General features: G+C 61.6%; 25 protein-coding genes and 1 pseudogene. 16 read left to right on the top strand and 10 right to left on the bottom strand.

Annotation, left to right across the window (positions count from 1 at the left end):
- Nucleotides 1-122 precede the first annotated feature (122 nt).
- Both M5G11_RS07325 and M5G11_RS07320 read left to right on the top strand, forming a co-directional pair.
- Complete coding sequence (locus M5G11_RS07325; protein WP_273911468.1) at nucleotides 123-776, top strand: helix-turn-helix transcriptional regulator; 654 nt, start codon at nucleotides 123-125, stop codon at nucleotides 774-776.
- A 45-nt stretch (nucleotides 777-821) separates the two neighbouring features.
- Nucleotides 822-1559: a nitroreductase family protein gene (locus M5G11_RS07320; RefSeq protein ID WP_273911467.1), complete on the top strand. Its 738-nt coding sequence runs from the start codon at nucleotides 822-824 to the stop codon at nucleotides 1557-1559.
- Between the two features lie 103 nt (nucleotides 1560-1662).
- On the opposite strand, the gene M5G11_RS07315 is transcribed toward M5G11_RS07320, so the two are convergent.
- On the bottom strand, nucleotides 1663-2166 hold the full coding sequence (locus M5G11_RS07315) for a GNAT family N-acetyltransferase (protein WP_273911466.1): 504 nt from the start codon (nucleotides 2164-2166) through the stop codon (nucleotides 1663-1665).
- 26 nt (nucleotides 2167-2192) lie between these two features.
- Nucleotides 2193-2630 (bottom strand): HIT family protein, encoded by a 438-nt coding sequence (locus M5G11_RS07310; protein ID WP_273911465.1) that lies wholly within the window; start codon nucleotides 2628-2630, stop codon nucleotides 2193-2195.
- A gap of 153 nt (nucleotides 2631-2783) precedes the next feature.
- On the opposite strand from M5G11_RS07310, the pseudogene M5G11_RS07305 reads away from it, so the two are divergent.
- Nucleotides 2784-3140, top strand: a pseudogene (locus M5G11_RS07305) (glyoxalase superfamily protein); the annotation flags it as partial.
- A gap of 133 nt (nucleotides 3141-3273) precedes the next feature.
- Nucleotides 3274-4026 (top strand): carbonic anhydrase, encoded by a 753-nt coding sequence (locus M5G11_RS07300; RefSeq protein WP_273911464.1) that lies wholly within the window; start codon nucleotides 3274-3276, stop codon nucleotides 4024-4026.
- A 110-nt stretch (nucleotides 4027-4136) separates the two neighbouring features.
- Here the strand turns inward: M5G11_RS07300 and M5G11_RS07295 are convergent, their stop codons facing one another.
- Nucleotides 4137-4565: an MAPEG family protein gene (locus tag M5G11_RS07295; protein ID WP_273911463.1), complete on the bottom strand. Its 429-nt coding sequence runs from the start codon at nucleotides 4563-4565 to the stop codon at nucleotides 4137-4139.
- Nucleotides 4562-4894, bottom strand: coding sequence for a DUF2834 domain-containing protein (locus tag M5G11_RS07290; RefSeq protein WP_273911462.1), 333 nt, complete (start codon nucleotides 4892-4894; stop codon nucleotides 4562-4564). Before M5G11_RS07290 ends, M5G11_RS07295 begins: the two co-directional genes overlap by 4 nt.
- Before the next feature lie 122 nt (nucleotides 4895-5016).
- On the opposite strand from M5G11_RS07290, the gene M5G11_RS07285 reads away from it, so the two are divergent.
- The gene (locus M5G11_RS07285) at nucleotides 5017-5820 is read left to right on the top strand and encodes a helix-turn-helix domain-containing protein (RefSeq protein ID WP_273911461.1); all 804 of its coding nucleotides are present in this window, start codon (nucleotides 5017-5019) and stop codon (nucleotides 5818-5820) included.
- 36 nt (nucleotides 5821-5856) lie between these two features.
- On the opposite strand, the gene M5G11_RS07280 is transcribed toward M5G11_RS07285, so the two are convergent.
- Nucleotides 5857-6774, bottom strand: coding sequence for a YeeE/YedE thiosulfate transporter family protein (locus tag M5G11_RS07280; protein WP_337994617.1), 918 nt, complete (start codon nucleotides 6772-6774; stop codon nucleotides 5857-5859).
- Nucleotides 6775-6924: 150 nt separating this feature from the next.
- On the opposite strand from M5G11_RS07280, the gene M5G11_RS07275 reads away from it, so the two are divergent.
- Genes M5G11_RS07275 through M5G11_RS07265 form a run of 3 tightly spaced genes read left to right on the top strand, consistent with a single transcriptional unit; the run spans nucleotide 6925 to nucleotide 10163 of the window.
- Nucleotides 6925-8214, top strand: coding sequence for an NAD(P)/FAD-dependent oxidoreductase (locus M5G11_RS07275; protein WP_273911460.1), 1290 nt, complete (start codon nucleotides 6925-6927; stop codon nucleotides 8212-8214).
- Nucleotides 8215-8228: 14 nt separating this feature from the next.
- Nucleotides 8229-8786, top strand: coding sequence for a helix-turn-helix domain-containing protein (locus M5G11_RS07270; protein WP_273911459.1), 558 nt, complete (start codon nucleotides 8229-8231; stop codon nucleotides 8784-8786).
- Between the two features lie 24 nt (nucleotides 8787-8810).
- On the top strand, nucleotides 8811-10163 hold the full coding sequence (locus tag M5G11_RS07265; RefSeq protein ID WP_273911458.1) for a glutamine synthetase family protein: 1353 nt from the start codon (nucleotides 8811-8813) through the stop codon (nucleotides 10161-10163).
- A gap of 93 nt (nucleotides 10164-10256) precedes the next feature.
- On the opposite strand, the gene M5G11_RS07260 is transcribed toward M5G11_RS07265, so the two are convergent.
- Complete coding sequence (locus M5G11_RS07260; RefSeq protein WP_273911457.1) at nucleotides 10257-11162, bottom strand: helix-turn-helix domain-containing protein; 906 nt, start codon at nucleotides 11160-11162, stop codon at nucleotides 10257-10259.
- Between the two features lie 159 nt (nucleotides 11163-11321).
- On the opposite strand from M5G11_RS07260, the gene M5G11_RS07255 reads away from it, so the two are divergent.
- From M5G11_RS07255 to M5G11_RS07235, 5 genes are all read left to right on the top strand, one after another.
- On the top strand, nucleotides 11322-12680 hold the full coding sequence (locus M5G11_RS07255; RefSeq protein WP_273911456.1) for a glutamine synthetase family protein: 1359 nt from the start codon (nucleotides 11322-11324) through the stop codon (nucleotides 12678-12680).
- Between the two features lie 49 nt (nucleotides 12681-12729).
- The gene (locus M5G11_RS07250) at nucleotides 12730-13818 is read left to right on the top strand and encodes a polyamine ABC transporter substrate-binding protein (protein WP_273911455.1); all 1089 of its coding nucleotides are present in this window, start codon (nucleotides 12730-12732) and stop codon (nucleotides 13816-13818) included.
- A 14-nt stretch (nucleotides 13819-13832) separates the two neighbouring features.
- Nucleotides 13833-15131, top strand: a complete 1299-nt coding sequence (locus M5G11_RS07245) for an NAD(P)/FAD-dependent oxidoreductase (protein WP_273911479.1) — start codon at nucleotides 13833-13835, stop codon at nucleotides 15129-15131.
- A gap of 91 nt (nucleotides 15132-15222) precedes the next feature.
- Nucleotides 15223-17553 carry an AAA family ATPase gene (locus M5G11_RS07240; protein WP_273911454.1) on the top strand — a complete coding sequence of 777 codons (2331 nt, stop codon included), beginning with the start codon at nucleotides 15223-15225 and terminating at the stop codon, nucleotides 17551-17553.
- An 8-nt stretch (nucleotides 17554-17561) separates the two neighbouring features.
- The gene (locus M5G11_RS07235; protein ID WP_273911453.1) at nucleotides 17562-18365 is read left to right on the top strand and encodes an HNH endonuclease; all 804 of its coding nucleotides are present in this window, start codon (nucleotides 17562-17564) and stop codon (nucleotides 18363-18365) included.
- Between the two features lie 36 nt (nucleotides 18366-18401).
- Here M5G11_RS07235 and ptrR read toward each other — a convergent pair whose 3' ends face one another.
- Nucleotides 18402-19280, bottom strand: coding sequence for a putrescine utilization regulator PtrR (gene ptrR, locus M5G11_RS07230; protein WP_273911452.1), 879 nt, complete (start codon nucleotides 19278-19280; stop codon nucleotides 18402-18404).
- Between the two features lie 102 nt (nucleotides 19281-19382).
- Here ptrR and M5G11_RS07225 point away from each other — a divergent pair, with 102 nt between their 5' ends.
- Entirely contained in the window at nucleotides 19383-20774 is a 1392-nt protein-coding gene (locus M5G11_RS07225; protein ID WP_273911451.1) for an aldehyde dehydrogenase family protein, read from the top strand.
- Nucleotides 20775-20863: 89 nt separating this feature from the next.
- Here the strand turns inward: M5G11_RS07225 and M5G11_RS07220 are convergent, their stop codons facing one another.
- From M5G11_RS07220 to M5G11_RS07210, 3 genes are all read right to left on the bottom strand, one after another.
- Nucleotides 20864-21376, bottom strand: coding sequence for a GNAT family N-acetyltransferase (locus M5G11_RS07220; protein ID WP_273911450.1), 513 nt, complete (start codon nucleotides 21374-21376; stop codon nucleotides 20864-20866).
- Nucleotides 21377-21416: 40 nt separating this feature from the next.
- Nucleotides 21417-22490 carry an NAD(P)-dependent alcohol dehydrogenase gene (locus tag M5G11_RS07215; RefSeq protein WP_273911449.1) on the bottom strand — a complete coding sequence of 358 codons (1074 nt, stop codon included), beginning with the start codon at nucleotides 22488-22490 and terminating at the stop codon, nucleotides 21417-21419.
- 172 nt (nucleotides 22491-22662) lie between these two features.
- Nucleotides 22663-23562, bottom strand: coding sequence for a LysR family transcriptional regulator (locus tag M5G11_RS07210; RefSeq protein ID WP_273911448.1), 900 nt, complete (start codon nucleotides 23560-23562; stop codon nucleotides 22663-22665).
- A 137-nt stretch (nucleotides 23563-23699) separates the two neighbouring features.
- Between M5G11_RS07210 and M5G11_RS07205 the strand changes: the two genes are divergently transcribed.
- Entirely contained in the window at nucleotides 23700-24881 is a 1182-nt protein-coding gene (locus M5G11_RS07205; RefSeq protein WP_273911447.1) for an acetyl-CoA C-acetyltransferase, read from the top strand.
- A 548-nt stretch (nucleotides 24882-25429) separates the two neighbouring features.
- On the top strand, nucleotides 25430-25666 hold a 237-nt coding region (locus M5G11_RS07200), incomplete at its 3' end, for a hypothetical protein (protein WP_273925255.1).

Below are 25666 nucleotides of genomic sequence, written 5' to 3'. Positions count from 1 at the left end.
CAGTTATTTTCCTGGGCAGGAAAAATGACTATGCTCATGCCCATTCCCTCTTGCGCAATGGATGGCGTCAAAGGTCGACCAACTTCAGTGACGTGCTCACTTGCCATGGTTACACGCAATTTATGACCTTCAGACCCGCCGACGATGCCCAGTCATCCACTTCCGAACGCATCCTGTTTTTGCTCAAGACCCGCGGCCCACTCAAGACCAACGAACTGGCCACCCTGCTGGAGCTCACGTTTGAAGCCACCCGGCAACAAATCCAGAAATTGCAGACGACGGAGCTGATCGTCGGTGTTTCGGCGCCCATCAAGGGTGCCGGTCGGCCCTCCTTGAAGTGGACACTGACCGACGCTGGGCAAAAGCAATTCCCCGATTCCCACGGCGTGTTGACCCTGCACCTGATCGAGTCCATCGAGGCAGTGTTCGGCAGTGATGGCATCGAGAAAATCATCGGCAGCATGGAGGCCAGCAATCGCCAGGAATATGTCCAGGCCTGCGCGCAAGCGTCCTCCCTGGAAGAAAAGGTCGCCATCCTGGTTCGCATTCGCGAGCTCGCCGGCTACATGGCGCACATGGAACCGGCAGGCCAAGGTTGGCTGCTGATCGAGAAGCACTGCCCCATTTGCGCCGCCGCGCGCAGATGCCAGGGCTTCTGCCGCTCGGAGTTGCAGATATTTCGCGCCGCCATGGGGGATGGGGCGATTGTCGAACGCTGCGAGCACTTGATTTCCGGTGATCGACGTTGCGTCTACAACATCCAGCCACTGCCCTGACTTCGCTATTTTTCAACGCACCAACAGCCCTTAAAGGAATAAGGCATGACACCCACCCTCGACTTGCTCGCCAGCCATCGAAGCGATCGCAGCTTCCACGACACACCCGTCAGTGACGAGCACCTGGATGCCATTCTGCGCGCCGGCCACCAGGCCCCGACGTCATTCAATGCCCAGCATGTTTCCGTAGTCGTCGTGCGCGATGCGCAGACCCGCCAGCGCATCGCGGCGGTGGCCGGCGGCCAGCCGTGGATCGCCGCAGCACCAGTGTTCATCACCTTGGTGGTGGACTTCCACAAGACTGCGCTCGGCGCCGCACTGAATGGATACGACCAGCAGATCCAGCGTCACCTCGAAGGCCTGATCACTGCCAGCACCGACGGTGGCATCATCCTCAGTACCATGATGATCGCTGCACGCTCGCTGGGCTTGGGCGTAGTGCCCGTCGGTGGCATTCGCGCCAACGCTCTGGAAATGATCGAGTTGCTAGGCCTGCCTGAAAAGACCTTCGCCCTGTGCGGCATGGCACTGGGGCACGTGTGCAAACCGGCGGCGCAGAAACCGCGAATGTCCATCGACACGTTTTGTCATCATGAGCGCTACAACCGCACCGCGCTGGAGCCTGCAATTACTGCTTACGACCAACACCTCATGCGCCATTGGCAGGTCATCGGCCGCGCTGATGGCCAGCCCTGGTCCAGCAGCATTGGTCGTACCTATGCAAAGAATTACCGGCCCAACCTCAAGGCGCAATTGCTCAGCAATGGTTTGAGTGCCGACTGAGCCCGGCATGGGTCAGCCACATAGCTGACACATCAGTTCGTGCACGAAAGGATGTTGGCTTGCCTACGCGCAAAATCGTAGCCAAGCCAATGCCCAATCACGGCTACCGGATAGTAAGGACCAATCGCTCTTCCGTACTCGGTGCGCTGGCAAAACCCTTTGGCTCAAGCACAAACCCGCATCGATCCAATACCTTTCTTGAACCGACATTCTCGGGGTAGACATAAGCCTCCAACTGGCTAAGCCCCCAACGCACCCGCGCTTGCTCGATCAGATGTTTCAACGCCTGTGTTGCCAACCCCTGGCCGCAAGCGCGCTGATCGATCCGATAACCGACCTGAGCCGAACGCGTGACTGAATCGATGGCTTTCAGATTGGCACGCCCGACGATCTTGCCGTTGGCATCTTCGACAACAAACGGGTGCCAAGCGCCCACGAGGAAATCGGACAGGTACGCATCAATGTGCGCAGCAACACCCTGCAGGGAGTAGAACGCAGGATCGCGTGCATCGATATGGGACTCGAACCAGTCCCGGTTCAACTCTTCAAATGCCAGCAACGCTTCGGCATCCGTACGGCTTAGTTCACGAACGTTGAAAGATTCCATTCAGCACCTCTCCTGCCCGGCTGTTTTCAGCTCGCCGCGGTCAATAGCTCGGCAATCTTCTGGCGCAATGGCCCATGGGTTTCTTCGGCGTAAGGAATTGCATTTTTCCAGTCGTAGAACCAGACGGGCATCTTGCGCTTCTCTTCAGGTTCCGTGGCATAGCGCGGGAAGAGATGACAATGAAGTTCCGGCTCGGAGTTGCCAAGGATTTCATAGTTCATGCGCAGGGCCCCGGTGGCTTGCAGTACCGCGTCGCCGAGACGGGCCATATCGAGCAGGTAGGCTGCTCGGGCCTCGCTATCCAGGTCGTTCAGGCTGGCAACCACCGGGTCGGGCAACAGCAGGCAGTAGCCCGGCAGGAACTGCACATCCCCCATGACCGCCCAACCGGATGCCATGCGGCAAATGACTTTATCGTTGGCACCCTTGCGGGCCAGTTCTACGCGTTGTGTAATCAGCGGCATTCATCGTCCTTAATGGGGGTGTCGTCAGACGCATGAAGTAGAGCATGCCAAAGGTGCAAATGCACTTGCTGAGGATCAACCTGACCACCACGCCCCGGCGCAATTCAAGGAATAATAATGACGTCAATTGACCCCACCAACCCGTCAGCCACGGTAACTTTCGACAGCCCCATCCCGATCCTGCGAATGTTTGATGAAGCCAAGGCGCGCGAGTTCTACCTGGACTTCCTCGGCTTCAGCGTCGTGTTCGAACACCGTTTCGAAGCCGACATGCCACTGTACCTGGGGATCAGCCGAGGCAGCCTGCAACTGCATCTTTCCGAACACCATGGCGATGCCAGCCCGGGCTCGACGCTCTTCATCCCCACACACAACATCGAGTTATTGCGCGATGAACTGTTAGGCAAAGGTTACAAGTACGGGCGCCCGGATATCCTTGAGCAAGGCTGGGGCAAAGTGCTGGAAGTGTATGACCCCTTTGGCAATCGGATCCGCTTCTGCCAGCAGTAAACGTGTGCCGGGGGTGGCAAAGCGCTTTATGTTACAGAGCGTCTAGACTCCATTGCTCCAGTGCCGAGGATCCACCGAGGCACTGCCCCCAACAGTAGTCATTCCAACCGAATTGACCTGAGTACACCACATCATGTGTGAATCATGTGATTCATCCCCTACCTCAAGCACCGAGGGTCGTCGTCGTTTTCTTCGTTTTGCCGGGCTAGGCGCAGGTACCCTGCTACTGGCCGGTGTGCTGCCGAACAAGGCACTGCTGGCAGCCGAGAAAACCGCCGCGCCACCCAAACCACAAAACGCAATCAACCCCGACCAGGCCCTGCAACGCCTGGCCAAAGGCAATGAACGGTACGTGAGCGGAAACTCCACGACCCACGACTTCAAAGACGAGCGTGAAGCGTTGGTTTCCGGGCAGAACCCATTCGTGGCGGTGCTCAGTTGCTCCGATTCACGGATCGCCCCGGAGTATGCGTTTGACACGGCACGTGGTGATCTTTTCGCCATTCGCGTGGCGGGCAACTTCGTCACCGGCGAGGGCCTGGCCAGCCTTGAGTACGCCGTCGCGGTGCTGGGTGCGCCGCTGATCCTGGTGCTTGGCCATGAAAGCTGCGGCGCCATCGATGCCGGCATCAAGGCGGTCAAGGATGGTACGGTGTTCCCCGGGCACATCCCGAAACTGACCGATGCACTGAAGTCCTCCATCGAGAAGGTGCTCAAGCAGCCCGGCAGCCTGATCGAGAACGCGACCGCGCAGAACGTCAGGGACACGGTGGAAAGCCTCAAGAAGGCGACGCCGCTGCTAACGGCGGCACTGGAAAAGGGCCAGCTGAAAATCGTCGGTGGGGTCTATCGTCTTGCCACCGGCAAAGTCGAGATCTTCGCCTGACTGCACTAGCACACCATTGTGTAGCCGCTGCCGACAGGCTGCGCTGGAGCCCGTCAGGGCTCCCAAACGCGACGCCTGCATTGCAGACGAGCGCAGCCTATCGGCAGCGGCTACCTGGCGACAGCCTTGCCGGCGACCAGCCCGGCCAACCCCAGCAAGCAGCAGACACCCACCGCATAGGCCAAGGTCCGCCACGGCTGGCGAGCACCCAGGTACAGCAACGTGTGCATCACCCGCGCAGCGGTGAAAGTGCAAAACAGCCAGGCGCTCGCCGAGCTGGCAGTTCCCAGGGCCACGCACAGCCCGCCCAGTACGAAAAACAGCGGTATGTTTTCCAGATCATTTGCCCAGGCCCGGGCCGCGCGGCGCACCTGCGGGAGCTCCTGCTGGCTTGTCGCACGCTGAAAGAAGCCGGCATCCTCGAGGTTGGTGAATGCCAGGTGACGCAGACGAAAAAAACCCTGATAACAGGAAATTCCCAGCATCTTCGCAAACAGCACCAGCACACACAGGGCATAGACCGTCAGAGGCTCGCTCATCCGGCATCCCCCCCGTTCAACGGCTGCTTACGCCGAAAGCCGTTGATCACGATGTACAGCAATGGGCCTATCGAGACAAAAAACACAGTCACCAGCACGTAGGGCAACAACGACACCAGTGAGCGCCCTTTGCTGCGGCTGTCTCGGTACATCCAGACGCAGGCAAGGCCGGCCATCAGGTACAGGTCAATGACCAGTTGCGCGGTGTCCGGGCTCGACAGCAACTCAAGCCCGAACGCGACAAGTGATTGTTCACTGGCCCACAAGGTCCAGCCTGTGTAGGCGCAAAACGCGAGCAATGCGGCCAGTGCGGGATAGGGTCGGTTCATGGCGTCCTTCCTGGAGACAACAACGGGTAATGGGCCTGGCTACGTTAGTGATATCGTCGCGCAGGCGGCAATGACCTGTGAGGTCATGGACACCCGCCCCCGGCCACTGACAGAGTCCACGCATGAGCAGTCATCCCTTCCCCCGCGTAATGCCCACCGCCACGGCCGGGGCCCAACTGCGCCAATTGCGGCGCCAGGCTGGGCTCAGCCAGCTCGACCTGGCGTTGATCAGCGGGATGTCCCAACGTCATTTGAGCTGCATCGAGACCGGCCGCGCCCAGCCCAGCGCGGGCGCCCTGCACAATCTGCTGATGGCCCTGGAGACCCCGCTGGAGCAAGGCAATGGGGTGTTTCTGGCGGCCGGCTATGCACCGCGCTATGAGGCGACGCCGCTGACGTCGCCGGCCATGGCGGTAGTGCGTGGGGCGATTGAGCATTTGTTGCAGGCCAACAATCCGGCGCCGGCGATTGTGCTCGATAGCCAGTGGGACGTGGTGGGTGCCAACGCCAGTGCTGCCATTCTGTTCGACCTGGTGGGGTTGCCGGTGAGCGCGATGCAGGGTTTGAACCTGCTGGCTACCTTGCTGCAAGCCGGTGGCCTGGGGGACCACCTGATCAATGCCGCAGAGATCAGGGCCGTAGCCTGGCAGCGGGCGGCCCGCGAGGCGTTGAGCAATCCTGCGCTGGCCAGCTTGCTGGAAAGCTTGCCGACCCCGGACTGTCTTGCATTATCCGACACTGAGCTGCCGCCTCTGTTGTTGACCCAGGTGCGCTCAAGGCAGGGTACGTTGAGCTTCCTGTCGACCTTCACCACCTTCGGCATGCCGCAGGACATCACCCTGATGTCGCTGCGTATCGAGCACTTGATTCCCGCCGATGTGCACACCTGGCAGGTGATGACGGCGGCTTATCAGCAAAGTGTCTAGCGACGCGAAGGGCGCACCGCTGGCAAGGCCAGCGAGTCACCCCTGCCGCACAAACCGCCGCTTGATCCACAACCCGACAAATATACCCAGCACAATCGACACCAGCGGCACACTCGACATCAGGCTCAAGGTGGGAAACACCAGCAATATCTGCGAGTCATTGCCGCCCAGCATCATCGCCCCGCCCACCCCCATCAGGCTGCCCGCGAGCAGATGAACCAGCGCCTTGGACAACACCAACGCCTCGAAGCGAAAAGTGCCCCGGTACACCGTATAACCAGTCATCCCCACCAACAGCATCGCAAACACCGCATAGCGCTGAACACTGATCGCCATGCCGGGCTGCCAGAACATTTGCGACAGGTCATAGAAAAACGCACTCGGCGTCCACAGCGGCTCGAACACGTACAAGCCACTGGTGAGGGCCCCCAGCAATAGGCTGGCGTACACCAGGTGCCGGTTGCCATGCGCCAGCGCCAACCCGATCAACACCACGGCCACGATGCCGAGCAACAGCCAGTAATGATGGTTGCTGATCACCGCCATCACCTCCACCCGCTGGTCCGCCATCATGTGCAGCCGGTACCAGAGCACAATCCCCAGCACCCACCCAAGCATGGTGAACAGCTTGTTGATATTGCCGCAGGCAAATCGGGTCAAGGTGCCGACGCTGCAGCCATTGTTCAGCACCGACGCCAGGCCAAACAGCAAGCCCCCGGCAACCAGCAGCGGATAGGCCACCAACGGCGAATACAGCGGCAGGGTGACCCCGGCAAAGCGATACAGCGGCGCCAGCAGCAAACCGAACAAACCACAGGCAATCAACGCCACGAACAAGGTCGGTCGACCAGCCAACAACTGCTCACAGCCCTTCACCAGGCACATGCCCATGCGCTGCGACACCCAGCCGATCAGAAAGGCCAACAGCAACGCCATCACCAGTGAAAACACCATGTCTACAGCCCTGCCAAGGTCGCCAACGGCTTACCTGAGCCTAGCCTTCAAACCCTGGCACTGCACCGATCGGCGCCTTTCACTTGCCTTATGAAAATTCTTTGCTATTTTTTCATGAAAAATAATAATCATAATTTCACGAGGCCCGCGATGTTCAAGCAATCCGCCCAGCACGTAGCCAGCTATTACGCCCAGACGTTCCCGTCCAGCATCCCCCTGCGCCCTACCCTGCATGAAACCCTGCACACCGATGTGCTGATCATCGGCGCGGGCTTCAGTGGTTTGCACACGGCACTGCGCCTGGCCCGGGCCGGCAAGCGGGTGGTGCTGCTCGAAGCCAGCCGGGTGGCCTGGGCCGCCTCCGGGCGCAACGGCGGGCAGGCCCTGCTGGGTTGGTCATGTGACATGCCGCCACTGGAAAAATCCCTTGGTGTGGAACGCACCCGGCAGCTCTGGGACAGCATGTGCTGGGCCGCCGCCGAGCTTCGCGAGCTGCCCCAGCGCCATGGCTTTGACATCGACTACCGGGTTGGCAGCCTGTGGACCGCCGTGCTGCCGCGCCGGGTGAAACTGCTCGAAGAAGCGCAGCGCGAAGCCGAAGAAAAATGGGGCTATGACGCCCTGCGCCTGATCGGTCGCGACGAACTGGGCGAGTGGATCGACAGCCCGCGCTATGAAGCCGCGCTGTACGACGCCCAGGGCGCGCACCTCAACCCGCTGAAGCTGGCCCAGGGCCTGGCCGCAGCCATCGAGGCCGCAGGCGGGCGGATTTTCGAGCAGAGCCAGGTGCTCGATTACCAGGAAACCGCCAGCGGCTTTGTCGCCCATACCGCCACCGGCGAGGTGCGCAGTGAGGTACTGGTGCTGGCCTGCAACGCCTACATCGACCGCCTCGACCGCAAGCTGTCGCGGCGCCTGTTGCCGGTGGGTTCCTACCAGGTCGCAACCGCCCCGCTGGACCCGGTGCTGGCCAACTCGCTGCTGCCGAACAACAGCTGCGTGATCGACAACCAGTTCGTCCCCGACTACTTGCGCCTGACCCCGGACCACCGCCTGCTGTTCGGCGGCGGTTGCACCTACCTCGGCGGCATCCCCAGCGACGTTGCCGCCGCCACACGCCCGTATCTGGAACGGGTCTTCCCACAGCTGACAGGTGTGCAGATCGACTACGCCTGGGGCGGCCATATCGATTGCAGCATCCGCCGCACACCCGACATCGGCCGCCAGGGCCAGCGCTACTGGCTGCAGGGTTTTTCCGGGCACGGGGTGCTGCCGACCCTGGCCGGAGCACGGGCGGTAAGCGATGCGATTCTGGGCGATGAACAGCTGCTCGGCCTGTACCAAGGCATCGACAACGGCCGTTTCCCCGGCGGCGACCGCATGGCCGCACCGCTGGAAGCGGCTGCCAAGGCGTGGTATCGACTGCGCGACAACTTCTGAAGCGAGCCCAGACCATGAACATGCAGGATGAAATCGAAGGGCTGGCGATCCTCGTCCGTGACTTGCGCAAGCACCGCGGGCTGACCCTCGGCGAGCTGGCCACACGGATCAATCGCTCGGTGGGCTTTCTCTCGCAGGTCGAGCGCGGCCTGTCGCGGCCGACGGTGGAAGACCTGACGGCGATCAGCGAAACCCTCAACGTCCCCACCACCTATTTCTACACCAAGGGCAAACCGCGCGCACTGGACTGGGTCACCCGCCCCGACGAGCGCCGCACGCTGTACTACGCCAGCGGCATCACCGATGTACTGGCCTCGCCGACGCTCACCGGCGGTTTTTCCATGCTCGAAAGCCACCTGGCGCCGGGCGCCAGCAGTGGCGATGGGCACCTGAACGACAGCTCCGAACAGGGCGGCTTCGTGCTCGAGGGCCAGTTGAGCCTGTGGCGCGAAGGCCAGGACGCGCCGGTGACCCTGGGCCCCAACGACAGTTTCCAGCTACCCCCGCATACCCAGTTCCGCTACGCCAACCTTACCGATCAACCGACCCGGGTGCTCTGGGTATTCCGTTGAAACCACGCCGCAGGATTGCATGCCATGACCGCAACGAAAGGTTTTCCCGATTTGCTTGGTGAAGTGCACGCGTTTCGTCTCAAGTACCCCGAGGTACGCTTTGTCGACTTGATCAGCCTGGACATCCCGGGGCATTTCTACGGCAAGCGCTACCCGATCGACATGCTCGAAAAAGTCGCTGCGGGCAGTGCCCTGAAGTTGCCGCAGAACTGCGTGCTGCTGGGGGTTCAGGGCGGCCTGTTCCCGATTGCTGACTACTGCTTCAACGATGGCGATCCGGACGCGCCACGGCGCCTGATCCCCGGCACGCTCAAGCCGGTCAGCTGGGAAAGCCAGCCGCTGGGGCAGATGCTGATCAGCTCCGACGGCACGGCGGCACCCATTGAATTCGAGCCGCGTGAAGTGTTGGCCAGGGTGCTGCAACGCCTGGCGCGGCGCGGCATCCGCCCGGTGGTTGCGTTCGAACTGGAGTTTTATCTGTTCGACCGGGCGTTGAAGGACGGACTGCCGCAGTTCCCGCGTGATCCGCTCACTGGTGATGCCGACGATCAGCCGAACATGCATATCGAGCGGTTGTCGCGCTTCAGCGATGTGCTCAGGGACATGGTCGACACCGCCAACGATCAAGGCGTGGATGCCAACGTGACCACCGCCGAGCTGGGCCCGGGGCAGTTCGAGATCAATTTCGGCCACTGCGACGATGGCTTGCAAGCAGCGGACTGGGCGGCGCTATTCTGCCGCAGTACCCGGGGGGTGGCGCTCAAGCACGGGCTGCGCGCGAGTTTCATGAGCAAGCCGTATCTACAGGCCCCCGGCAGCGGCATGCATGTGCATGTGAGCCTGTATGACCGTGAGGGCAACAATATGCTCGCGGCGAACCAGCAGCAGCCGCTGCGCCATGCGGTGGCTGGGTGCCTTGAGCTGTTGCCGCATTGCATGCCGATTTTTGCGCCCAACCACAATGCGCTGCGTCGCTATGGCGCGATGGTGAATGCGGCGAGCCGGGCCAGTTGGGGCTTTGAGGACCGGGATGCGTGCATTCGCATCCCCGAATCCGATGCGCGCAACCTGCGCATTGAGCACCGGCTGGCGGGAGCGGATGCCAACCCGTACCTGGTGTTGGCGGCGATTCTCAGTGGCATGGAGCATGGGCTGGCGGCAGGACGTGAGCCGATTGCGCCGTTGAATGAAGACCGCGCCAGCGGGATCGATTTCCCCAAGGACATGCTCGCGGCGGTGATGGCGATGCGTGAGCATACGGCCGTCAACGCGGGGCTCGGGGAGGAATTCGTGATGGTGTATTGCGAGAACAAGCGCCAGGATCACCTGGCCTTCATGCAGGAAGTGAGTGCGCGCGAGTATCGCTGGTTTCTGTAGCCGCTGCCGTCAGGCTGCGCGCTGCTTGACGGGAGCCCTTGCGGGCTCCAGCGCAGCCTGGCGGCAGCGGCTACAAAGGTGGGGCCAGCAAGGTCAGCGCCCTGCCCGCTTCAGTGTCTCGCTCGGCAGCTCCTTGAACAGCTCCCGGTAGCTGTTGGAAAACCGCCCCAAATGCCAGAACGACCACTGCATTGCCACCTCGGCAACGGTGGTTTCAGCAGGGTCACGGCGCAACAGATCCCGCCGCGCACTGTTCAGCCGGCGCAAGCGCAACCACTGCGCCGGGGCCATCCCGGTGTAGGCCTTGAACGCCTGCTGCAACTGGCGCAGCGGCACCCCGGCGATCTTCGACAGCTCAAGCAAATTGACCGTCTCTTCCGGCCCTTCAGCCGCCCACTCGCCCACCCGGCGCATGATCTTGCGCTCCTCCGCCCGGCGCCCCAACGCCCCGCGATCCAGGCACACGCAGGCATTGTCCAGAATGAACAGGCAGTCCTCGAGCAACTGCTCGGCCAGCGCCTGCTCACTGGTCGGGTCGGCGTTCTGCGACAAGCGGGTCAAGGTGCCGCTCAACCAACGGCTGAACAAGGCATTCTGCTGCGAATTGAGCGGCGCCAGGAACAACCCCTCCATGCGCGCCACATCCAGGCCATGCCCACGGACAAACTCCGGCCCGAACACCACCGCCACTTCCTGGTAGTTCTCCGGGGTGATCCAGATATTGCGGCTCTCGCCATTGAGCATGTACAGCGCGTTGTCGCTGCGGTCAAAGCAGAACGCCAGCGAGCCCGGCGGCGCACTGAAATTCTGCTCCACCCGGGTGTTCATCTGCTCCTCGTAAACCTCGACTCCATGCAGGTCGAGGCACCTCACCTGGCCGGCAAAATGCCCGGGCGACATCTGCTGATAATGCTGCTCCCACCCAGGCGTAGCGCGGATCTGCTCGGCCACATCGTGGGTATTGAACGCTTGGACCTGCAAGGGCGTGGACGTTGTCACAAGGAGTCCTTTGTGCACTCTTTTGGTGCATTTACTTCGGTTGAAAGTGGATAGATCGAAATCTACGCGCCACCCAAGATAGTCCTCAGCGCGCTTCAGGGGAAGTCGCTCACCGTGCATGAGTCCCCTGGCGCCGACAAAACCAATAACGAGGTTCGTATGAATGCCCCCTTCGATCAGCTGTCCACCTGGCTGAAAGAACACCAGATTACCGAAGTCGAATGTGTCGTCAGCGACCTGACCGGGATCGCCCGCGGCAAGATCGCCCCGACCAACAAATTCCTCCACGAACGCGGCATGCGCCTGCCGGAAAGCGTGCTGCTGCAAACCGTCACCGGCGACTTCGTCGATGACGATATCTACTACGACCTGCTCGACCCGGCCGACATCGACATGATCTGCCGCCCCGACCCGACCGCGATCTACGTGATCCCATGGGCCATCGAGCCGACCGCCATCGTCATCCACGACACCTTCGACAAGCAGGGCAACCCGATCGAGCTGTCGCCGCGCAACGTGCTGAAGAAGGTGCTCAAGCTCTATACCGACAAAGGCTGGCAGCCTATCGTCGCGCCGGAAATGGAGTTCTACCTGACCCAGCGCTGCGAAGACCCGGACTTGCCACTGCAAGCCCCTCTGGGCCGTTCCGGCCGCGCCGAAAGTGGCCGCCAATCGTTCTCCATCGACGCCGCCAACGAATTCGACCCGCTGTTCGAAGACGTCTATGACTGGTGCGAAGCCCAGGGCCTGGACCTCGACACGCTGATCCACGAAGACGGCCCGGCGCAGATGGAAATCAACTTCCGCCATGGCGACGCCCTGGACCTGGCCGACCAGATCACCGTGTTCAAGCGCACCATGCGTGAGGCGGCGCTCAAGCACAACGTCACCGCCACCTTTATGGCCAAGCCGGTGGCAGACGAACCCGGCAGCGCCATGCACCTGCACCAGAGCGTGATCGACATCGCCACCGGCAAGCCGGTGTTCGTCGATGACAACGGGCAGATGAGCGAGCTGTTCCTGCACCACATCGGCGGCCTGCAGAAGTACATCCCCAAGGTGCTGCCGATGTTTGCGCCGAACGTCAATTCGTTCCGCCGCTTCCTGCCTGACACCTCGGCGCCGGTGAACGTGGAATGGGGCGAAGAGAACCGCACCGTCGGCCTGCGGGTGCCAACCTCGAGCCCCGATGCCATGCGCGTGGAAAACCGCCTGCCAGGCGCCGATGCCAACCCGTACCTGGCCATCGCCGCCAGCCTGCTGTGCGGCTACCTGGGCATGGTCGAGGGCATTTCGCCGAGCGCCCCGGTCCAGGGCCGGGCCTATGAGCGGCGCAACCTGCGCCTGCCGATCACCATCGAAGACGCACTGGCCAACATGGAAGCCTGCGAGACCATGGAACGCTACCTGGGCCGCCAGTTCGTCCAGGGCTATGTCGCGGTCAAGCGTGCCGAACACGAAAATTTCAAGCGGGTGATCAGCTCGTGGGAGCGCGAATTCCTGCTGCTCAGCGTCTGATCCGGATCACGTCAGCAACATCGATAAAACTTTAACAAGAGGTGTCGACATGCGTCTGTTGAAAACCGTGGTACCTGCTGCATTCACCTTGCTGTTCGGCGCGGCCGCCTTGGCCCAGCCCAGTGTCAGCGTGTACAACTGGACTGACTATATTGGCGATACCACCCTCGCCGACTTCCAGGCCAAGACCGGTATCAAGGTGGTCTACGACGTGTTCGACTCCAACGAAACCCTGGAGGGCAAGTTGCTGGCCGGGCGCACCGGCTACGACGTGGTGGTGCCCTCCAACCACTTCCTCGCGCGCCAGGTCGACGCTGGGGCGTTCCTCACGCTCGACCGCAGCGAGCTGCCGAACTTCAAGAACCTCGACCCGGTGCTGCTCAAGCTGCTGGAGAAGAACGACCCGGGCAACAAGCACTCGGTGCCCTACCTGTGGGGCACCAACGGCATCGGCTACAACGTCGACAAGGTCAAGCAGGTGCTGGGCATCGACCATGTCGATTCCTGGGCCGTATTGTTCGAACCCGAGAACCTGAAAAAACTGCAAAAATGCGGCGTGGCCTTCATGGACTCGGCCGATGAACTGTTCCCGGCGGTGCTCAACTACATGGGCATGGACCCACGCAGTTCGAACCCCGAGGACTACAAGAAGGCCGAGGCCAAGCTGCTCACCCTGCGCCCCTACATCACCTACTTCCACTCCTCCAAATACGTCTCGGACCTGGCCAACGGTGACATCTGCGTGGCCTTCGGTTACTCCGGCGACGTGTTCCAGGCGGCGAACCGGGCCAAGGAAGCGAAAAACGGCGTGAACATCGCCTACTCGATCTCCAAGGAAGGCAGCAACCTGTGGTTCGACCTGCTGGCCATCCCCAAGGACGCCAGCAACCCCGAGCAGGCGCATGCCTTCATCAACAACATGCTCGACCCGCAGGTGATCGCCAAGGTCAGCGACTACGTCGGCTACGCCAACGCCAACCCGACGGCCAAGCCGTTCATGGAGCAATCGCTGGTCGACAACCCCGAGGTCTACCCGCCGCAGGCCGTGCTGGACAAGCTGTACATCTCAAGCACGCCGACCCCGGCGATCATGCGCCTGATGACCCGCTCGTGGAGCAAAGTGAAGTCCAATCAATGAATCGAGCACGCACCATGGGCAACCCGAACCAACACACGGCGTCCTACTACGCGGCCAGCGCGCAGGACATGCAGCCCTACCCGACCCTGGAGGGCAACTTGCAGGCTGATGTCTGCGTGATCGGCGGCGGTTTTACCGGCGTCAACACGGCCATCGAGCTGGCCCAGCGCGGTTTGTCGGTGATCCTCCTGGAAGGCCGGCGCATCGGCTGGGGCGCCAGCGGGCGCAATGGCGGGCAGTTGATCCGAGGCATTGGCCATGACGTCAGCGGCTTTGCCCGCTATGTCGGCCAGGACGGCGTGCGCTACCTGGAGCACGCCGGCATCGACTCGGTGGCCCTGGTTGCCGAGCGGGTGCGTGAGCACGGCATTGATTGCGACCTGCGCTGGGGCTTCTGTGAGCTGGCCAACACGCCCGCCCAGTTCGCCGCGTTTGAAGAAGAACAGCGCCACCTGGCGGAGTTGGGCTATGCCCATGAAACCCGCCTGATAGCGCCAGAGCGCATGCGCGAAGAAGTAGTGGCCTCGGACCTCTACGCGGGCGGCCTGGTGGACATGGGTTCCGGGCACCTGCACCCGCTCAAGCTGGTGCAGGGTGAGGCGCGCGTGGCAGCGGCACTGGGCGTGCGCATCTTCGAACAGAGCCCGGTGCTGGAACTGGTGCATGGCGAACCGGTACTGGTGCGCTGTGCCCATGGCACGGTGCGCGCCGACAGCCTGGTGCTGGGCTGCAACGCGCACCTTGAGGACCTGGAACCAAGGCTCAATGGCAAGGTGTTGCCGGCGGGCAGTTATGTGGTGGCGACCGAGCCGTTGTCTGAAGAGGTTGCAGCCAGGTTGATCCCACGGAACATGGCGCTGTGTGACCAGAAAGTCGGGCTGGATTACTACCGGATGACCACGGACCGGCGTTTGCTGTTCGGTGGGGCTTGTCACTATATGGGGCGTGAACCACAGGACATTGGCGCGTACATGCTGCCCAAGGTGCTCAAGGTGTTCCCGCAGTTGGCCGGGGTGAAACTCGACTACGGCTGGGGCGGGATGATCGGCATTACGGCCAATCGTTTCCCGCAGGTAGGGCGCTTGAGCCAGCACCCGAACGTGTTCTATGCCCAGGGGTATTCGGGGCATGGGCTGAACGTGACGCACTGGACGGCCAAGTTGCTCGCCGAAGGCATTGCGCTGGGCCAGAGCAAGGGGCTGGATGTGTTCAGTGCGGTGCCGCATTTGACCTTCCCAGGGGGCAAGGCATTGCGTTCGCCGCTGCTGGCGTTGGGGATGCTGTGGTATCGCTTGCGGGAGGCATTGGGCTAAGGACAGCTGCACTGTAGCGGTGAAGGCAAAATGACATAAACTGTCGCTTTTTTGCCGAATCCGCTGCATTCAGGCTATCAAGGGACCCGACATGCTTGACCCATCAGAACCGATCACTGAAAGGGATATTTACGCCAACGAGCTGTTCCTGTCGCTCCAGGCATCGGACGTGAAAGACCAACCGATGCAGTTCAACACATTGCTGCTGTACCTGGTGGCGGCGCTGATTCTCGATGCACGAGATGGCCTCTCCAAGAACCAGAAAATCGAGTTCGTTCGCCGCGACCCAGGGTTTCTTATAGGGCATATCGACGCGCTGATCAGACAATTCAGTGTCGACGATGCCATGCAGGGTCGGCTGCTGGCCGAGCTCGACTTCGATTTCATCAAAGGCCTGTTGGGCCATTTCGGCCCACTGGTACCAAAGATTTCCAAGATAGATGGCTTTGCCATGCACCTGTTCGACTTCATACTCGAACGCGTGCTGGCCTATCACGGCATCAGCCTCAATCACTCGCGCATCGTTGCCTCGCTGGCGAGCAGCCTGCTGAAGAAAAACGGGATTCTCGAAACCTTCCGCTACAGCGGCGAAGCGTGTATTGCCGTCGATGCACAACGCACCGGACAGGAAACCTACTACTGGGATCGTTACGACGCATACGACGGCTTCGAAGACCTGATAGCGCTGCGGTTGCATCTGCTCAAGCTGGAAGAAGCCCCCATTCGTCGACTTGGCGTTGATGACGGCAGGAATAATGATCTGACACTGATTGATGGTGCACAGAAGCGCATGCACTCGCCCATGCAGACACTGTCTGTCCTGACGGATTTGCTTGGATGTGATGAGCTGTCCAATCAGGCGCTGATAGTCCTCAATCAGTCACAACTAAAAGACCTGCCACAAGCATTATTGGCAAACATCGCCGACCACGACTTGCTGGAAGCCGTGATTGATTTTTGCAGCGTTGATGCATCTGGCGAACCGGTTACCGTCACCGCGTGGCTGCTGAACAGGTCCAAGGGCCAGAAAGGCGAGGCGTTGTTCATCGATGCCACACATCTGGTTGACGACGGCCACCTCAAGGCCGTCTGGTTTGCCGCCGCCGTCCTGGAACGCTGGCGGATGGCGCCGATGAAGCTTGCGTCGAAAAAATACCAGCGCCCTCTGGGCGACAAGCTCTATACGCTCTTTCTCAAGCATTTCGATGAACGCTTCAGGGATCTGCCCGGCTTGTCCATCACCGTGGACGCCCGTGATGTTCTGGACGACGTCACGCTAAGCGCCGCCAGCCTTCTGGAACATAGCGTGGGCAAAGCGCAACTGTTCAAGCTCAAGAATGAGTCCTTGCTGTCAGTGTTGCGCAAGGATGCGGGGCCTACCTGCTCCTATGTCATTGGTGATAACGGCGCTGGCAAAAGCCTGCTGCTCAAGGACCTGATTCCCTTCTTCGATCAACAGCGCCTCAACTCCGTGGGAATCGCCTTCAGTGCGCAAGATCGCTTTCCACTGCCCCCCGAGTTGAATTCATTGTTCGACTATCAGGGAACCCGAAGCATTGCTGGCGACCCCGGCGTGCTGCCTAGCCTGAGCTCAAGCTTGATCAAGATTCACCAGGACCCGTTTCAGTTGATGGCATTCAACCAGGCGTTGCAGCTACTGGGCTTCAGCCACCAACTTTTCCTGGTTCCCCTACCCGACCCGCGCAACCCCGTAAAAGACTGGGAGCGCAGGCTGGCGACGGTCGAGTTGCACGAGGACTTCATCGAAACAGCGGGCAACGATACTTTCGAGCCAGGCTTGCAACGTGAAAAAAACGGCTCCATCACCCCGTTCAGTGAGCTGAGTTCCGGAGAACAGCAACTGCTTTCCCTGTTGACCCGAATTTGTGTCAACGCGGACCATTTCACGGTGTTCCTGATCGACGAGCCCGAGATCAGCCTGCACGTGCGCTGGCAACAGCTCCTCCCCTCGCTGCTCTCCACGATTGCGCAAGAGTTCAAGTGCTCGTTCGTGGTTGCCACACATGCGCCGATCATTGTCGCCAACGCCCGCGACGAGATCAGTCATTGTTTCCTGGCAAGGGACGGCGTACTCACAGCCATCCCTGCTCATCAACGCCACTCCGTGGAGTCGATCCTGCTGGATGGGTTCAACACCTACACGCCGGACAACAACGAGATCAACGAACGTTGCGCCGTGTTGGTGTCGCGGGCGATCCGCACCGTCAACCAACCCGGTCGAACCGACCCCCATGAACAAGAGCGGTTGCTCGATACGCTGACACAACTGAAAACCAAACTGAAAGCAAGTAGCAGCAACACTCAAGATAAGGGCTACAAGCGCGATTGGAGATTGATCAACCAGGCGACGAAGGCGATCAAGGAGATGTTTGAACGTGCCACTGGCGAGACCAGCCAATGAGCACATTCATGAGCGACGAAGAGCAGCTACTCCAGTACCAGGCTTATCAACTGCAAGCCCACGACGTTGCCACGCACAGTTCAAGAACCATGAGTTACCTGCGTCGATTGCACATCAAGGCCGGCAAGCGAATCGACGTTTGGGATGAACTCACGGCCCACCGGGCAGCTAGTGATAGTGGCGTCACGGGCCCCGCGATCAAGCGCGCCTTTCGTAGTTTCGTGGGTAACCTGCAGGGAAACCGTTGCTGTTATTGCCGTCGCTGGTTGCAGAACATTGCTCATGCCAAGCCAGTCGAGCACATTCTTTGCCGCAAGGATTACCCGCAGTTTTCGCTGCACTTCTACAACCTCGCAGTTGCCTGCTTTGACTGCAACCTACTCAAGAAAGACGCCAAGTGGGGCAGCGTTGCAGTCCTCAGCATCAATTACCCCGTTGCCGCCAACATCAACGATTTCTACCACCCACGTTTTCACCGCTATCCGGAACATGTCAGTTACGAACGTACCGAGAGAGACGACATCTGCAATGTCACCTATACCGGCCTGACGCCCCAAGGCAAACACCTGTGCGATCAACTGCTCTACATCACCGCCGCGCGGGAAAACTTCTTCAGCAACAACCCCTCGATTGCCGAGGCCATGGTCAGCCTTCAGCAGTTCCAGGACCGCCACGCGCCGGGTGAACTGCCGGCGCTTGAGGCATTTCGCAAAAGCCTGAATGAGTCGATGCACAAGCAACTCGATAACAGTGCATTGGACGGGCTGCCCCTCAAAGGCCGACGGGCTGCCAAATCACGCACAAAAGTCTAGGCGCTGTTTGAACGTGCCTGCGCCATGCCACGAAGATCAGGCCGGCGCCAACACATCGCCCCGCTCCTCCAGCAGCTTCACGAACATCGTCAAGCTGCGCGACACCGTCCCGCGCCGCCATACCAACCAGGTGCGCAAATAGCGGAACTGCGCCGACAACGGCCAGACACTCACCGTGCTGCACCCCGGCATGCTTTCGAGCATGCTGCGCGGCATCAATGCCAGCCCGGCCCCGGCGCTCACGCAGGCGAGCATGCCGTGGTACGACTCCATCTCGAAGATCTTCCCCGGCACCGCATCATCCTTGCTGAACCAGCTCTCGAAATGATGCCGGTACGAGCAATTGGCGCGGAACGCATAAATGCTCTCGCCATTCACATCACCGCCCCGCGCAATCGGCGCATGGTGCAGCGGCGCGATGATCACCATTTCCTCTTCAAATACCGGCACGCCTTCCAGCGCCGGGTGCAGCACCGGCCCATCGACAAAGGCTGCCGCCAGGCGCCCGGACAGCACCCCTTCGATCATCGTCCCCGAGGGCCCGGTAGACAGGTCCAGCTCCACCTTGGAATACGCCTGGTTGTACGCCGCCAGCAATGCCGGGATGCGTACTGCCGCCGTACTTTCCAGCGAGCCCAGGGCCAGCGGCCCCTGCGGTTCTTCACCCGACACGGTCAGGCGCGCCTCGCTCACCAGGTCGAGAATGCGCCGTGCGTAATCAAGGAAGTTCCAGCCCGCCGGTGACAGGCGCAAACGGCTCTTTTCGCGGATGAACAACTCCACACCCAGGTCCTGCTCCAACTGCTTGATCCGCGTGGTGAGGTTCGAGGGCACCCGATGAATCTGCTGCGCCGCCGCACTGATGCTGCCGTGCTCGGCCACGGCCTTGAATATTTCCAACTGGACCAGGTCCACAGCATTCTCCAAACGTGAATGTTTCGCTCATTATTATTCAGTTTTCAGAAAACCAACACCCGGCTACGCTGGCCTCCATTCACTCATTGGCAGAGCCGCGTCATGACCCAGATTACCAGCCAGACCCACGCCATCTCCCTGAACCCGGCGACCGGCGAGCAAATCGCCGCTTACCCCTATGAAAACGACGCCGCATTGGATGCCTCGCTGAACCGTGCCAGCGAGGCCTTCAAGGCCTGGAAGCGCAAGCCACTGGCTGAACGCTCCCTGGCGATGATTGCCCTGGCCAATGCCCTGCGTGACAACGCCGAAGCCATGGCGCGGATGATCACCCTGGAAATGGGCAAGCCTGTGGTACAGGCCCGTGGCGAAATCGAAAAATGTGCCCAGCTGTGCGAGTGGTACGCCGACCAGGGCCCAGCCATGCTGACCCCGGAGCCGACCCAGGTGCGCAATGGTCGTGCGCGCATCGAGTACCGGCCGATGGGCCCTATTCTGGCGGTCATGCCGTGGAACTTCCCGATCTGGCAGGTGCTGCGCGGCGCCGTGCCGACCCTGCTGGCCGGCAACACCTATGTGCTCAAGCACGCGCCGAACGTGATGGGCAGCGCCTACCTGCTGCGTGACGCCTTCACCCGCGCAGGCTTCGCCGACGGCGTGTTCGAGGTGATCAACGTCACCCCGGACGGCGTGTCCAAGGCCATCGCCGACACCCGCATCGCCGCCGTGACCCTGACCGGCAGCGTGCGCGCCGGTATCGCCATCGGCTCCCAGGCGGGCGCGGCGCTGAAGAAGTGCGTGCTGGAGCTGGGCGGCTCCGACCCGTTCATCGTGCTCAACGACGCTGACCTCGACGAGGCCGTCAAAGCGGCCGTGATCGGCCGCTACCAAAACAGCGGGCAGGTCTGCGCGGCAGCCAAGCGCTTGATCATCGAAGCAGGCGTGGTCGAGGCGTTCACCCACAAGTTTGTCGAAGCGACGCGCAACCTGGTGGTCGGTGACCCGCTGCTAGACCAGACCTACATCGGTCCGATGGCCCGTTTCGACCTGCGTGATGAGCTGGACGGCCAGGTCCAGGCGACCCTGGCAGAAGGGGCCACCCTGCTGCTCGGTGGTGGCAAGGCTGAAGGTGCGGGCAATTACTACCAGCCAACCATCCTGGCTGATGTGACGGACCAGATGACCTCCTTCAAGCAGGAGCTGTTTGGCCCGGTGGCCTCGATCATCACTGCCCGTGACGCCCGCCATGCGCTGGAACTGGCCAACGACAGCGAGTTCGGCCTGACCGCGACCATCTATACCCGCAACGACGAACTGGCCCGGCAGATTGCCGACGAGCTGGAAACCGGTGGCGTGTTCATCAACGGCTACAGTGCCAGCGACCCCCGCGTAGCCTTTGGCGGCGTGAAGAAGAGCGGCTTTGGCCGTGAGCTGTCGCACTTTGGCGTGCGCGAGTTCTGCAACGCGCAGACGGTGTGGGTAGACCGTCACTAAGCATCGTTTCACCCCCTATCGCGGGACCAGCCCGCTCCCACAGGGGCCATGCCAGGCCCTGTGGGAGCGGGCTTGTCCCGCGATGGTTTCTAGCCGCCACTGCGTTCATAGCGCCAACGTGCACCATCTCCGGCGCCGCGCTGGGTGCAGTGGAAGCCCACGCTTTCAGCCAGGCGCTGGCTAGCCAGGTTGTGCGGTGAAGTGGTCAACCACAGCGGGTAGTCCCCGACATTGGCAATGATCGCCTCCAATGCCTCCTTCATCAGGCCCTGGCGCGTATGCCCGCGGGCCGTCCAGTACCCCAGGTTGATCGCCGGCGGCGAGGTCGGCCGCAAGCCGATGCAGCCCACCAGTTCACCGCTCTCGACAAACAGAAAGTAGCGCTTCTCGCCATACGCCTCGGACCAGTCCGCCAGCGCCAGGTGCAGGCGCTGGCGAACATCCTCCAGGCTCCAGTCCGGCTTCACCCATTCCAGAAACCCGCGATGAAAGTCGTAGCTGTCGTTCATCGTCGCCCGCAATGCGTCGGCAAATGCCGGGTCGGCCGCACGCAACTCCAGGCGTTTGGTGCGCAATCGACGCGGGAAAATCAGGTCGCTCACAGGGCCTCCGTGGCTCAATACGTGGTAACCCGCCACCCTATCATGGCGTGATCGCCACCTTCATCACCCCGTCACGTTGATTGGCGAACAGCTCATAGGCCGCCTCGATGTCATCAAGCTTGAAGTGATGGGTAACCAGCGGCTTCAGGTCGACCTGGCCACTGCCGACCACCTCCATCAGCCGGCGCATGCGCTCCTTGCCGCCGGGGCATAGCGTGCTGACGATACGGTAGTCCCCCAGCCCCGCAGCGAATGCATCCAGTGGCAGGCGCAGATCGCTGGAGTACACCCCCAGGCTCGACAGCGTTCCGCCCGGGCGCAACACCCGCAATGCCGATTCGAAGGTCGACTGGGTGCCCAGCGCTTCAATGGCCACGTCGACGCCACGGCCATCGGTGAGGGCCATGATCTGCTCGACCACATCACCAGCCATGAAGTCGACGGTATGGGTCACGCCCAGCTTGCGCGCCACCTGCATGCGCGCGGCCAGGGTATCGACACCGATGATCGTCGTCGCGCCCTTCAAGCGGGCACCAGCGGCGGCGCACAGGCCAATCGGACCAAGGGCGAAGACCACCACGGTGTCGCCGATCTGCACCTCGCCGCGCTCGGCGCCGGAGAAGCCGGTGGACATGATGTCCGGGCACATCAGCACTTGCTCGTCGGTCAGGTTGTCGGGGATTGCGCAGAGGTTGGCAATCGCATCGGGTACCAGCAGGTACTCGGCCTGGCTGCCGTCGATGGTGTTGCCGAACTTCCAGCCCCCGGCAGCGCGAAAGCCGTGGCGGGTGCCGGGGCCGTCCTGGGAGGAACAGCCGCATAAACAGGCAGAGCTGTGGCCGCTGGGGGTGATCGCGCCGGCGATCACGCGCTGGCCTTCATGGAAGCCCTGGACCTGGGAGCCGAGTTTTTCGATGATCCCGACGGGTTCGTGGCCGATGGTCAGGCCACGGGCCACCGGGTATTCGCCACGCAGGATATGCACGTCGGTGCCGCACAGCGTGGTGGTGGTGATGCGGATCAGGGCGTCGGAGGGGCCGACCTCGGGGATGGGTTTTTCATCGAGAACGATGCGGTTTTTTTCAACGAATATCGCAGCTTTCATCTTCGCCATGGGATAGGACCTCTTCATGGATGGATTACGGGCCGTGCGTGTTCATTGAGCAGGGTGCGCCGCTAGGGCGTGTCGTCCCTTGACTCGGGTCAAGGATTGTAGCCGCTGCCGCCAGGCTGCGCTGGAGACCGCAGGGCTCCCAAAAGCGCCACCGCCAATTGCTATTCGTGGATCAACCTGCCGCCAGCCGGCCCGCCCAGTCCTCTTCCTGCAACACATCGAACAGTGCCTGCGCCGCCGCGGAGAGTTCATGCCCCGGCTTGCTCAGCACGCCAATGGCCCGTTCGACCGGGTCGTTCAGCGGAATACAGCATGCCCCCAGTTCCCTCATCTGCCGTGCGCACAACGCCGGCACCGCACTCACGCCCAGGCCACTGGCGACCATGCGCCCCACGGTCGCCAGTTGATGGCTTTCAAACTCGACGTGCATTTTCTGCTGCCTGGCCTGCAAGTGCTCCTCCAGCAACACGCGCACTGTGGAAGGCCGTTGCAAGGTAATGAAGGGGTGCTCAAGCAAGGTGCGCCAATCGACATCCGCACACCCCACCAGCGGCGAGTCGGCCGGCACCACGGCCACGAAACGGTCGAGGTACAGCGGCGTAAACGCCACCGACGCACTCTGCAGTGGCTCGAAGGCCACGCCCAGCTCAACCTGGCGGTCGCGGACCATCTCCAGCACCTGCTCATTGATCACGTCGTTTACCGTGACATTCAGCTTGGGGTAGCGGGTACGGAAGACTTTCAAGATGGGCGGCAGCAGGTTCCCGGCAAATGACGGCATGGCCGCCACGGTCACCCGCCCGCGCTGCAAGGTGAAGCGTTGGCGCAGCTCGTCTTCGGCGTTGTCCCAGTCGGCGATCAGGCGTCGGGCCAGCGGCAGCAGGGCCTCGCCTTCCGGGGTCAGGGTGACGTTGCGGGTGGTGCGGCTGAACAGCCGCCCGCCGAGGCTTTCTTCCAGGGTCTTGATGGTCAGGCTCAAGGCCGATTGCGACAGGTGCAGGCGCTCGCAGGCCACGGCGAAACTCAGGCTCTGGGCCACCGCCCAGAAGGCGCGGATTTGCTTGACGGTCATGCGCGGGCTCCACTGGGCACTGGCCCGTTCGAATATTGTTGAGTTTTATCGATCAATCCATTTCAAAAATCAACTTAACAAATATATAAAGTGCCGCAACACTGGCGTTTATCTGGCCGTTCATGAGGAAACAACAAATGCAAGAAGTCGTCATCGTCGCCGCCACCCGTACCGCCATTGGCAGTTTCCAGGGCGCACTGGCCGAGATTCCCGCCACCGAGCTGGGTGCTGCGGTCATCCGCCGCCTGCTGGAACAGACCGGCCTGGCCGGCAGTGAAGTGGATGAAGTGATCCTCGGTCATGTGCTGACCGCCGGCGCTGGGCAGAACACTGCCCGCCAGGCCGCGATAAAGGCCGGCCTGCCCCACGCGGTACCCGCGCTGACCTTGAACAAGGTCTGTGGCTCGGGGCTCAAGGCCCTGCACTTGGGCGCCCAGGCCATTCGTTGCGGGGATGCCGAAGTGATCATTGCCGGTGGCATGGAGAACATGAGCCTGGCCCCGTATGTACTGCCGAAGGCGCGCACCGGCCTGCGCATGGGCCATGCGCAGATGATCGACAGCATGATCAGTGACGGTTTGTGGGATGCGTTCAACGATTACCACATGGGCATCACCGCTGAGAACCTGGTGGAGAAGTACGCCATCAGCCGTGAAGCGCAGGACGCCTTTGCTGCCGCGTCGCAGCAGAAGGCTGTGGCTGCCATCGAAGGCCAGCGCTTCGTCGATGAAATCACCCCGATCCTGATCCCCCAGCGCAAAGGCGAGCCGGTGGCCTTTGTCACTGACGAGCAGCCGCGTGCCGGCACCACGGCCGAGTCGTTGGCCAAACTCAAGCCGGCGTTCAAGAAGGATGGTTCGGTGACTGCCGGCAACGCCTCCTCGCTGAACGATGGCGCTGCGGCGGTGTTGCTGATGAGTGCGAGCAAGGCGCAGCAATTGGGCTTGCCGGTGCTGGCGCGGATCAAGGCGTATGCCAATGCCGGTGTCGACCCGGCGATCATGGGCATTGGCCCGGTCAGTGCTACCCGCCGTTGCCTGGACAAAGCTGGCTGGAGCCTTGACCAGCTTGACTTGATCGAAGCTAACGAAGCTTTTGCTGCTCAGGCCTTGTCGGTTGGCAAGGAGTTGGGTTGGGATGCGGCCAAGGTCAACGTGAATGGTGGTGCGATTGCCCTGGGCCATCCGATTGGTGCATCGGGTTGCCGCGTGCTGGTGACGCTGCTGCACGAGATGATCAAGCGCGATGCGCACAAGGGGCTGGCAACCTTGTGCATCGGCGGTGGCCAGGGTGTGGCGCTGGCGCTGGAGCGTGATTGATCGGCAGTTGAGCTGGTCCGCGATCTGCCGCGCAGCGGCAGTAAAACCGGAGGAATGCGGTGCATCAGCCCGACACTCGCCAGCAGGCTTGCGAGCGCTGCGCACTCGATCGCGGGACTAGGCCCGCTCCCACAGGGATTGAGCACGACCTCATTTCGGCTGATTGGCACAGACCTCTGTGGGAGCGGCCTTGTCCCGCGATCTGCCGCGCAGCGGCAGTAAAATCGGAGGAATGTGGTGCATCAGCTCGACACTCGCCAGCAGACTTGCGAGCGCTGCGCACTCGATCGCGGGACTAGGCCCGCTCCCACAGGACTTGTGACCAACTTCATTTCGGGTGGTGAGCGGAGACCTCTGTGGGAGCGGGCCTTGTCCCGCGATCTGCCGCGCAGCGGCAGCAAAACCAGAGGAATGCGGTGCACCAACCCGACACTCGCCAGCAGGCTTGCGAGCGCTGCGCACTCGATCGCGGGACTAGGCCCGCTCCCACAGGACTTGTGACCAACTTCATTTCGGGTGGTGAGCGGAGACCTCTGTGGGAGCGGGCCTTGTCCCGTGATCTGGCGCGCAGCGGCAGCAAAATCAGAGGGATGCGGTGCATCAGCCCGACACTTGCCAGCAGGCTTTGCGAGCGCTGCGCACTCGATCGCGGGACAAGGCCCGCTCCCACAGGGATTGAGCACGACCTCATTTCGGCTGGTTGGCACAGACCTCTGTGGGAGCGGGCCTTGTCCCGCGATCTGCCGCGCAGCGGCAGCAAAACCAGAGGAATGCTGGTCATCCAC

The sequence above is a fragment of the Pseudomonas fontis genome (genome assembly GCF_028656955.1).
Lineage (GTDB): Bacteria > Pseudomonadota > Gammaproteobacteria > Pseudomonadales > Pseudomonadaceae > Aquipseudomonas > Aquipseudomonas fontis.
Note: the sequence above shows the minus strand (reverse complement) of the source record. Positions and strands in the feature narration are given on the sequence as shown.

Excerpts from the sequence above, each read along its gene's own strand:
- M5G11_RS07325 (WP_273911468.1), top strand. The coding sequence starts at position 123 with ATGACCTTCAGACCCGCCGACGATGCCCAGTCATCCACTTCCGAACGC.
- M5G11_RS07280 (WP_337994617.1), bottom strand. The coding sequence starts at position 6,774 with ATGGTGTTTTCACTGGTGATGGCGTTGCTGTTGGCCTTTCTGATCGGC.
- M5G11_RS07285 (WP_273911461.1), top strand. The coding sequence starts at position 5,017 with ATGAGCAGTCATCCCTTCCCCCGCGTAATGCCCACCGCCACGGCCGGG.
- M5G11_RS07225 (WP_273911451.1), top strand. The coding sequence starts at position 19,383 with ATGACCCAGATTACCAGCCAGACCCACGCCATCTCCCTGAACCCGGCG.
- M5G11_RS07210 (WP_273911448.1), bottom strand. The coding sequence starts at position 23,562 with ATGACCGTCAAGCAAATCCGCGCCTTCTGGGCGGTGGCCCAGAGCCTG.
- M5G11_RS07270 (WP_273911459.1), top strand. The coding sequence starts at position 8,229 with ATGAACATGCAGGATGAAATCGAAGGGCTGGCGATCCTCGTCCGTGAC.
- M5G11_RS07240 (WP_273911454.1), top strand. The coding sequence starts at position 15,223 with ATGCTTGACCCATCAGAACCGATCACTGAAAGGGATATTTACGCCAAC.
- M5G11_RS07245 (WP_273911479.1), top strand. The coding sequence starts at position 13,833 with ATGGGCAACCCGAACCAACACACGGCGTCCTACTACGCGGCCAGCGCG.
- M5G11_RS07315 (WP_273911466.1), bottom strand. The coding sequence starts at position 2,166 with ATGGAATCTTTCAACGTTCGTGAACTAAGCCGTACGGATGCCGAAGCG.
- M5G11_RS07320 (WP_273911467.1), top strand. The coding sequence starts at position 822 with ATGACACCCACCCTCGACTTGCTCGCCAGCCATCGAAGCGATCGCAGC.
- M5G11_RS07235 (WP_273911453.1), top strand. The coding sequence starts at position 17,562 with ATGAGCGACGAAGAGCAGCTACTCCAGTACCAGGCTTATCAACTGCAA.
- M5G11_RS07310 (WP_273911465.1), bottom strand. The coding sequence starts at position 2,630 with ATGCCGCTGATTACACAACGCGTAGAACTGGCCCGCAAGGGTGCCAAC.
- M5G11_RS07215 (WP_273911449.1), bottom strand. The coding sequence starts at position 22,490 with ATGGCGAAGATGAAAGCTGCGATATTCGTTGAAAAAAACCGCATCGTT.
- M5G11_RS07275 (WP_273911460.1), top strand. The coding sequence starts at position 6,925 with ATGTTCAAGCAATCCGCCCAGCACGTAGCCAGCTATTACGCCCAGACG.
- M5G11_RS07295 (WP_273911463.1), bottom strand. The coding sequence starts at position 4,565 with ATGAGCGAGCCTCTGACGGTCTATGCCCTGTGTGTGCTGGTGCTGTTT.
- M5G11_RS07250 (WP_273911455.1), top strand. The coding sequence starts at position 12,730 with ATGCGTCTGTTGAAAACCGTGGTACCTGCTGCATTCACCTTGCTGTTC.
- M5G11_RS07290 (WP_273911462.1), bottom strand. The coding sequence starts at position 4,894 with ATGAACCGACCCTATCCCGCACTGGCCGCATTGCTCGCGTTTTGCGCC.
- M5G11_RS07255 (WP_273911456.1), top strand. The coding sequence starts at position 11,322 with ATGAATGCCCCCTTCGATCAGCTGTCCACCTGGCTGAAAGAACACCAG.
- M5G11_RS07300 (WP_273911464.1), top strand. The coding sequence starts at position 3,274 with ATGTGTGAATCATGTGATTCATCCCCTACCTCAAGCACCGAGGGTCGT.
- M5G11_RS07265 (WP_273911458.1), top strand. The coding sequence starts at position 8,811 with ATGACCGCAACGAAAGGTTTTCCCGATTTGCTTGGTGAAGTGCACGCG.
- M5G11_RS07205 (WP_273911447.1), top strand. The coding sequence starts at position 23,700 with ATGCAAGAAGTCGTCATCGTCGCCGCCACCCGTACCGCCATTGGCAGT.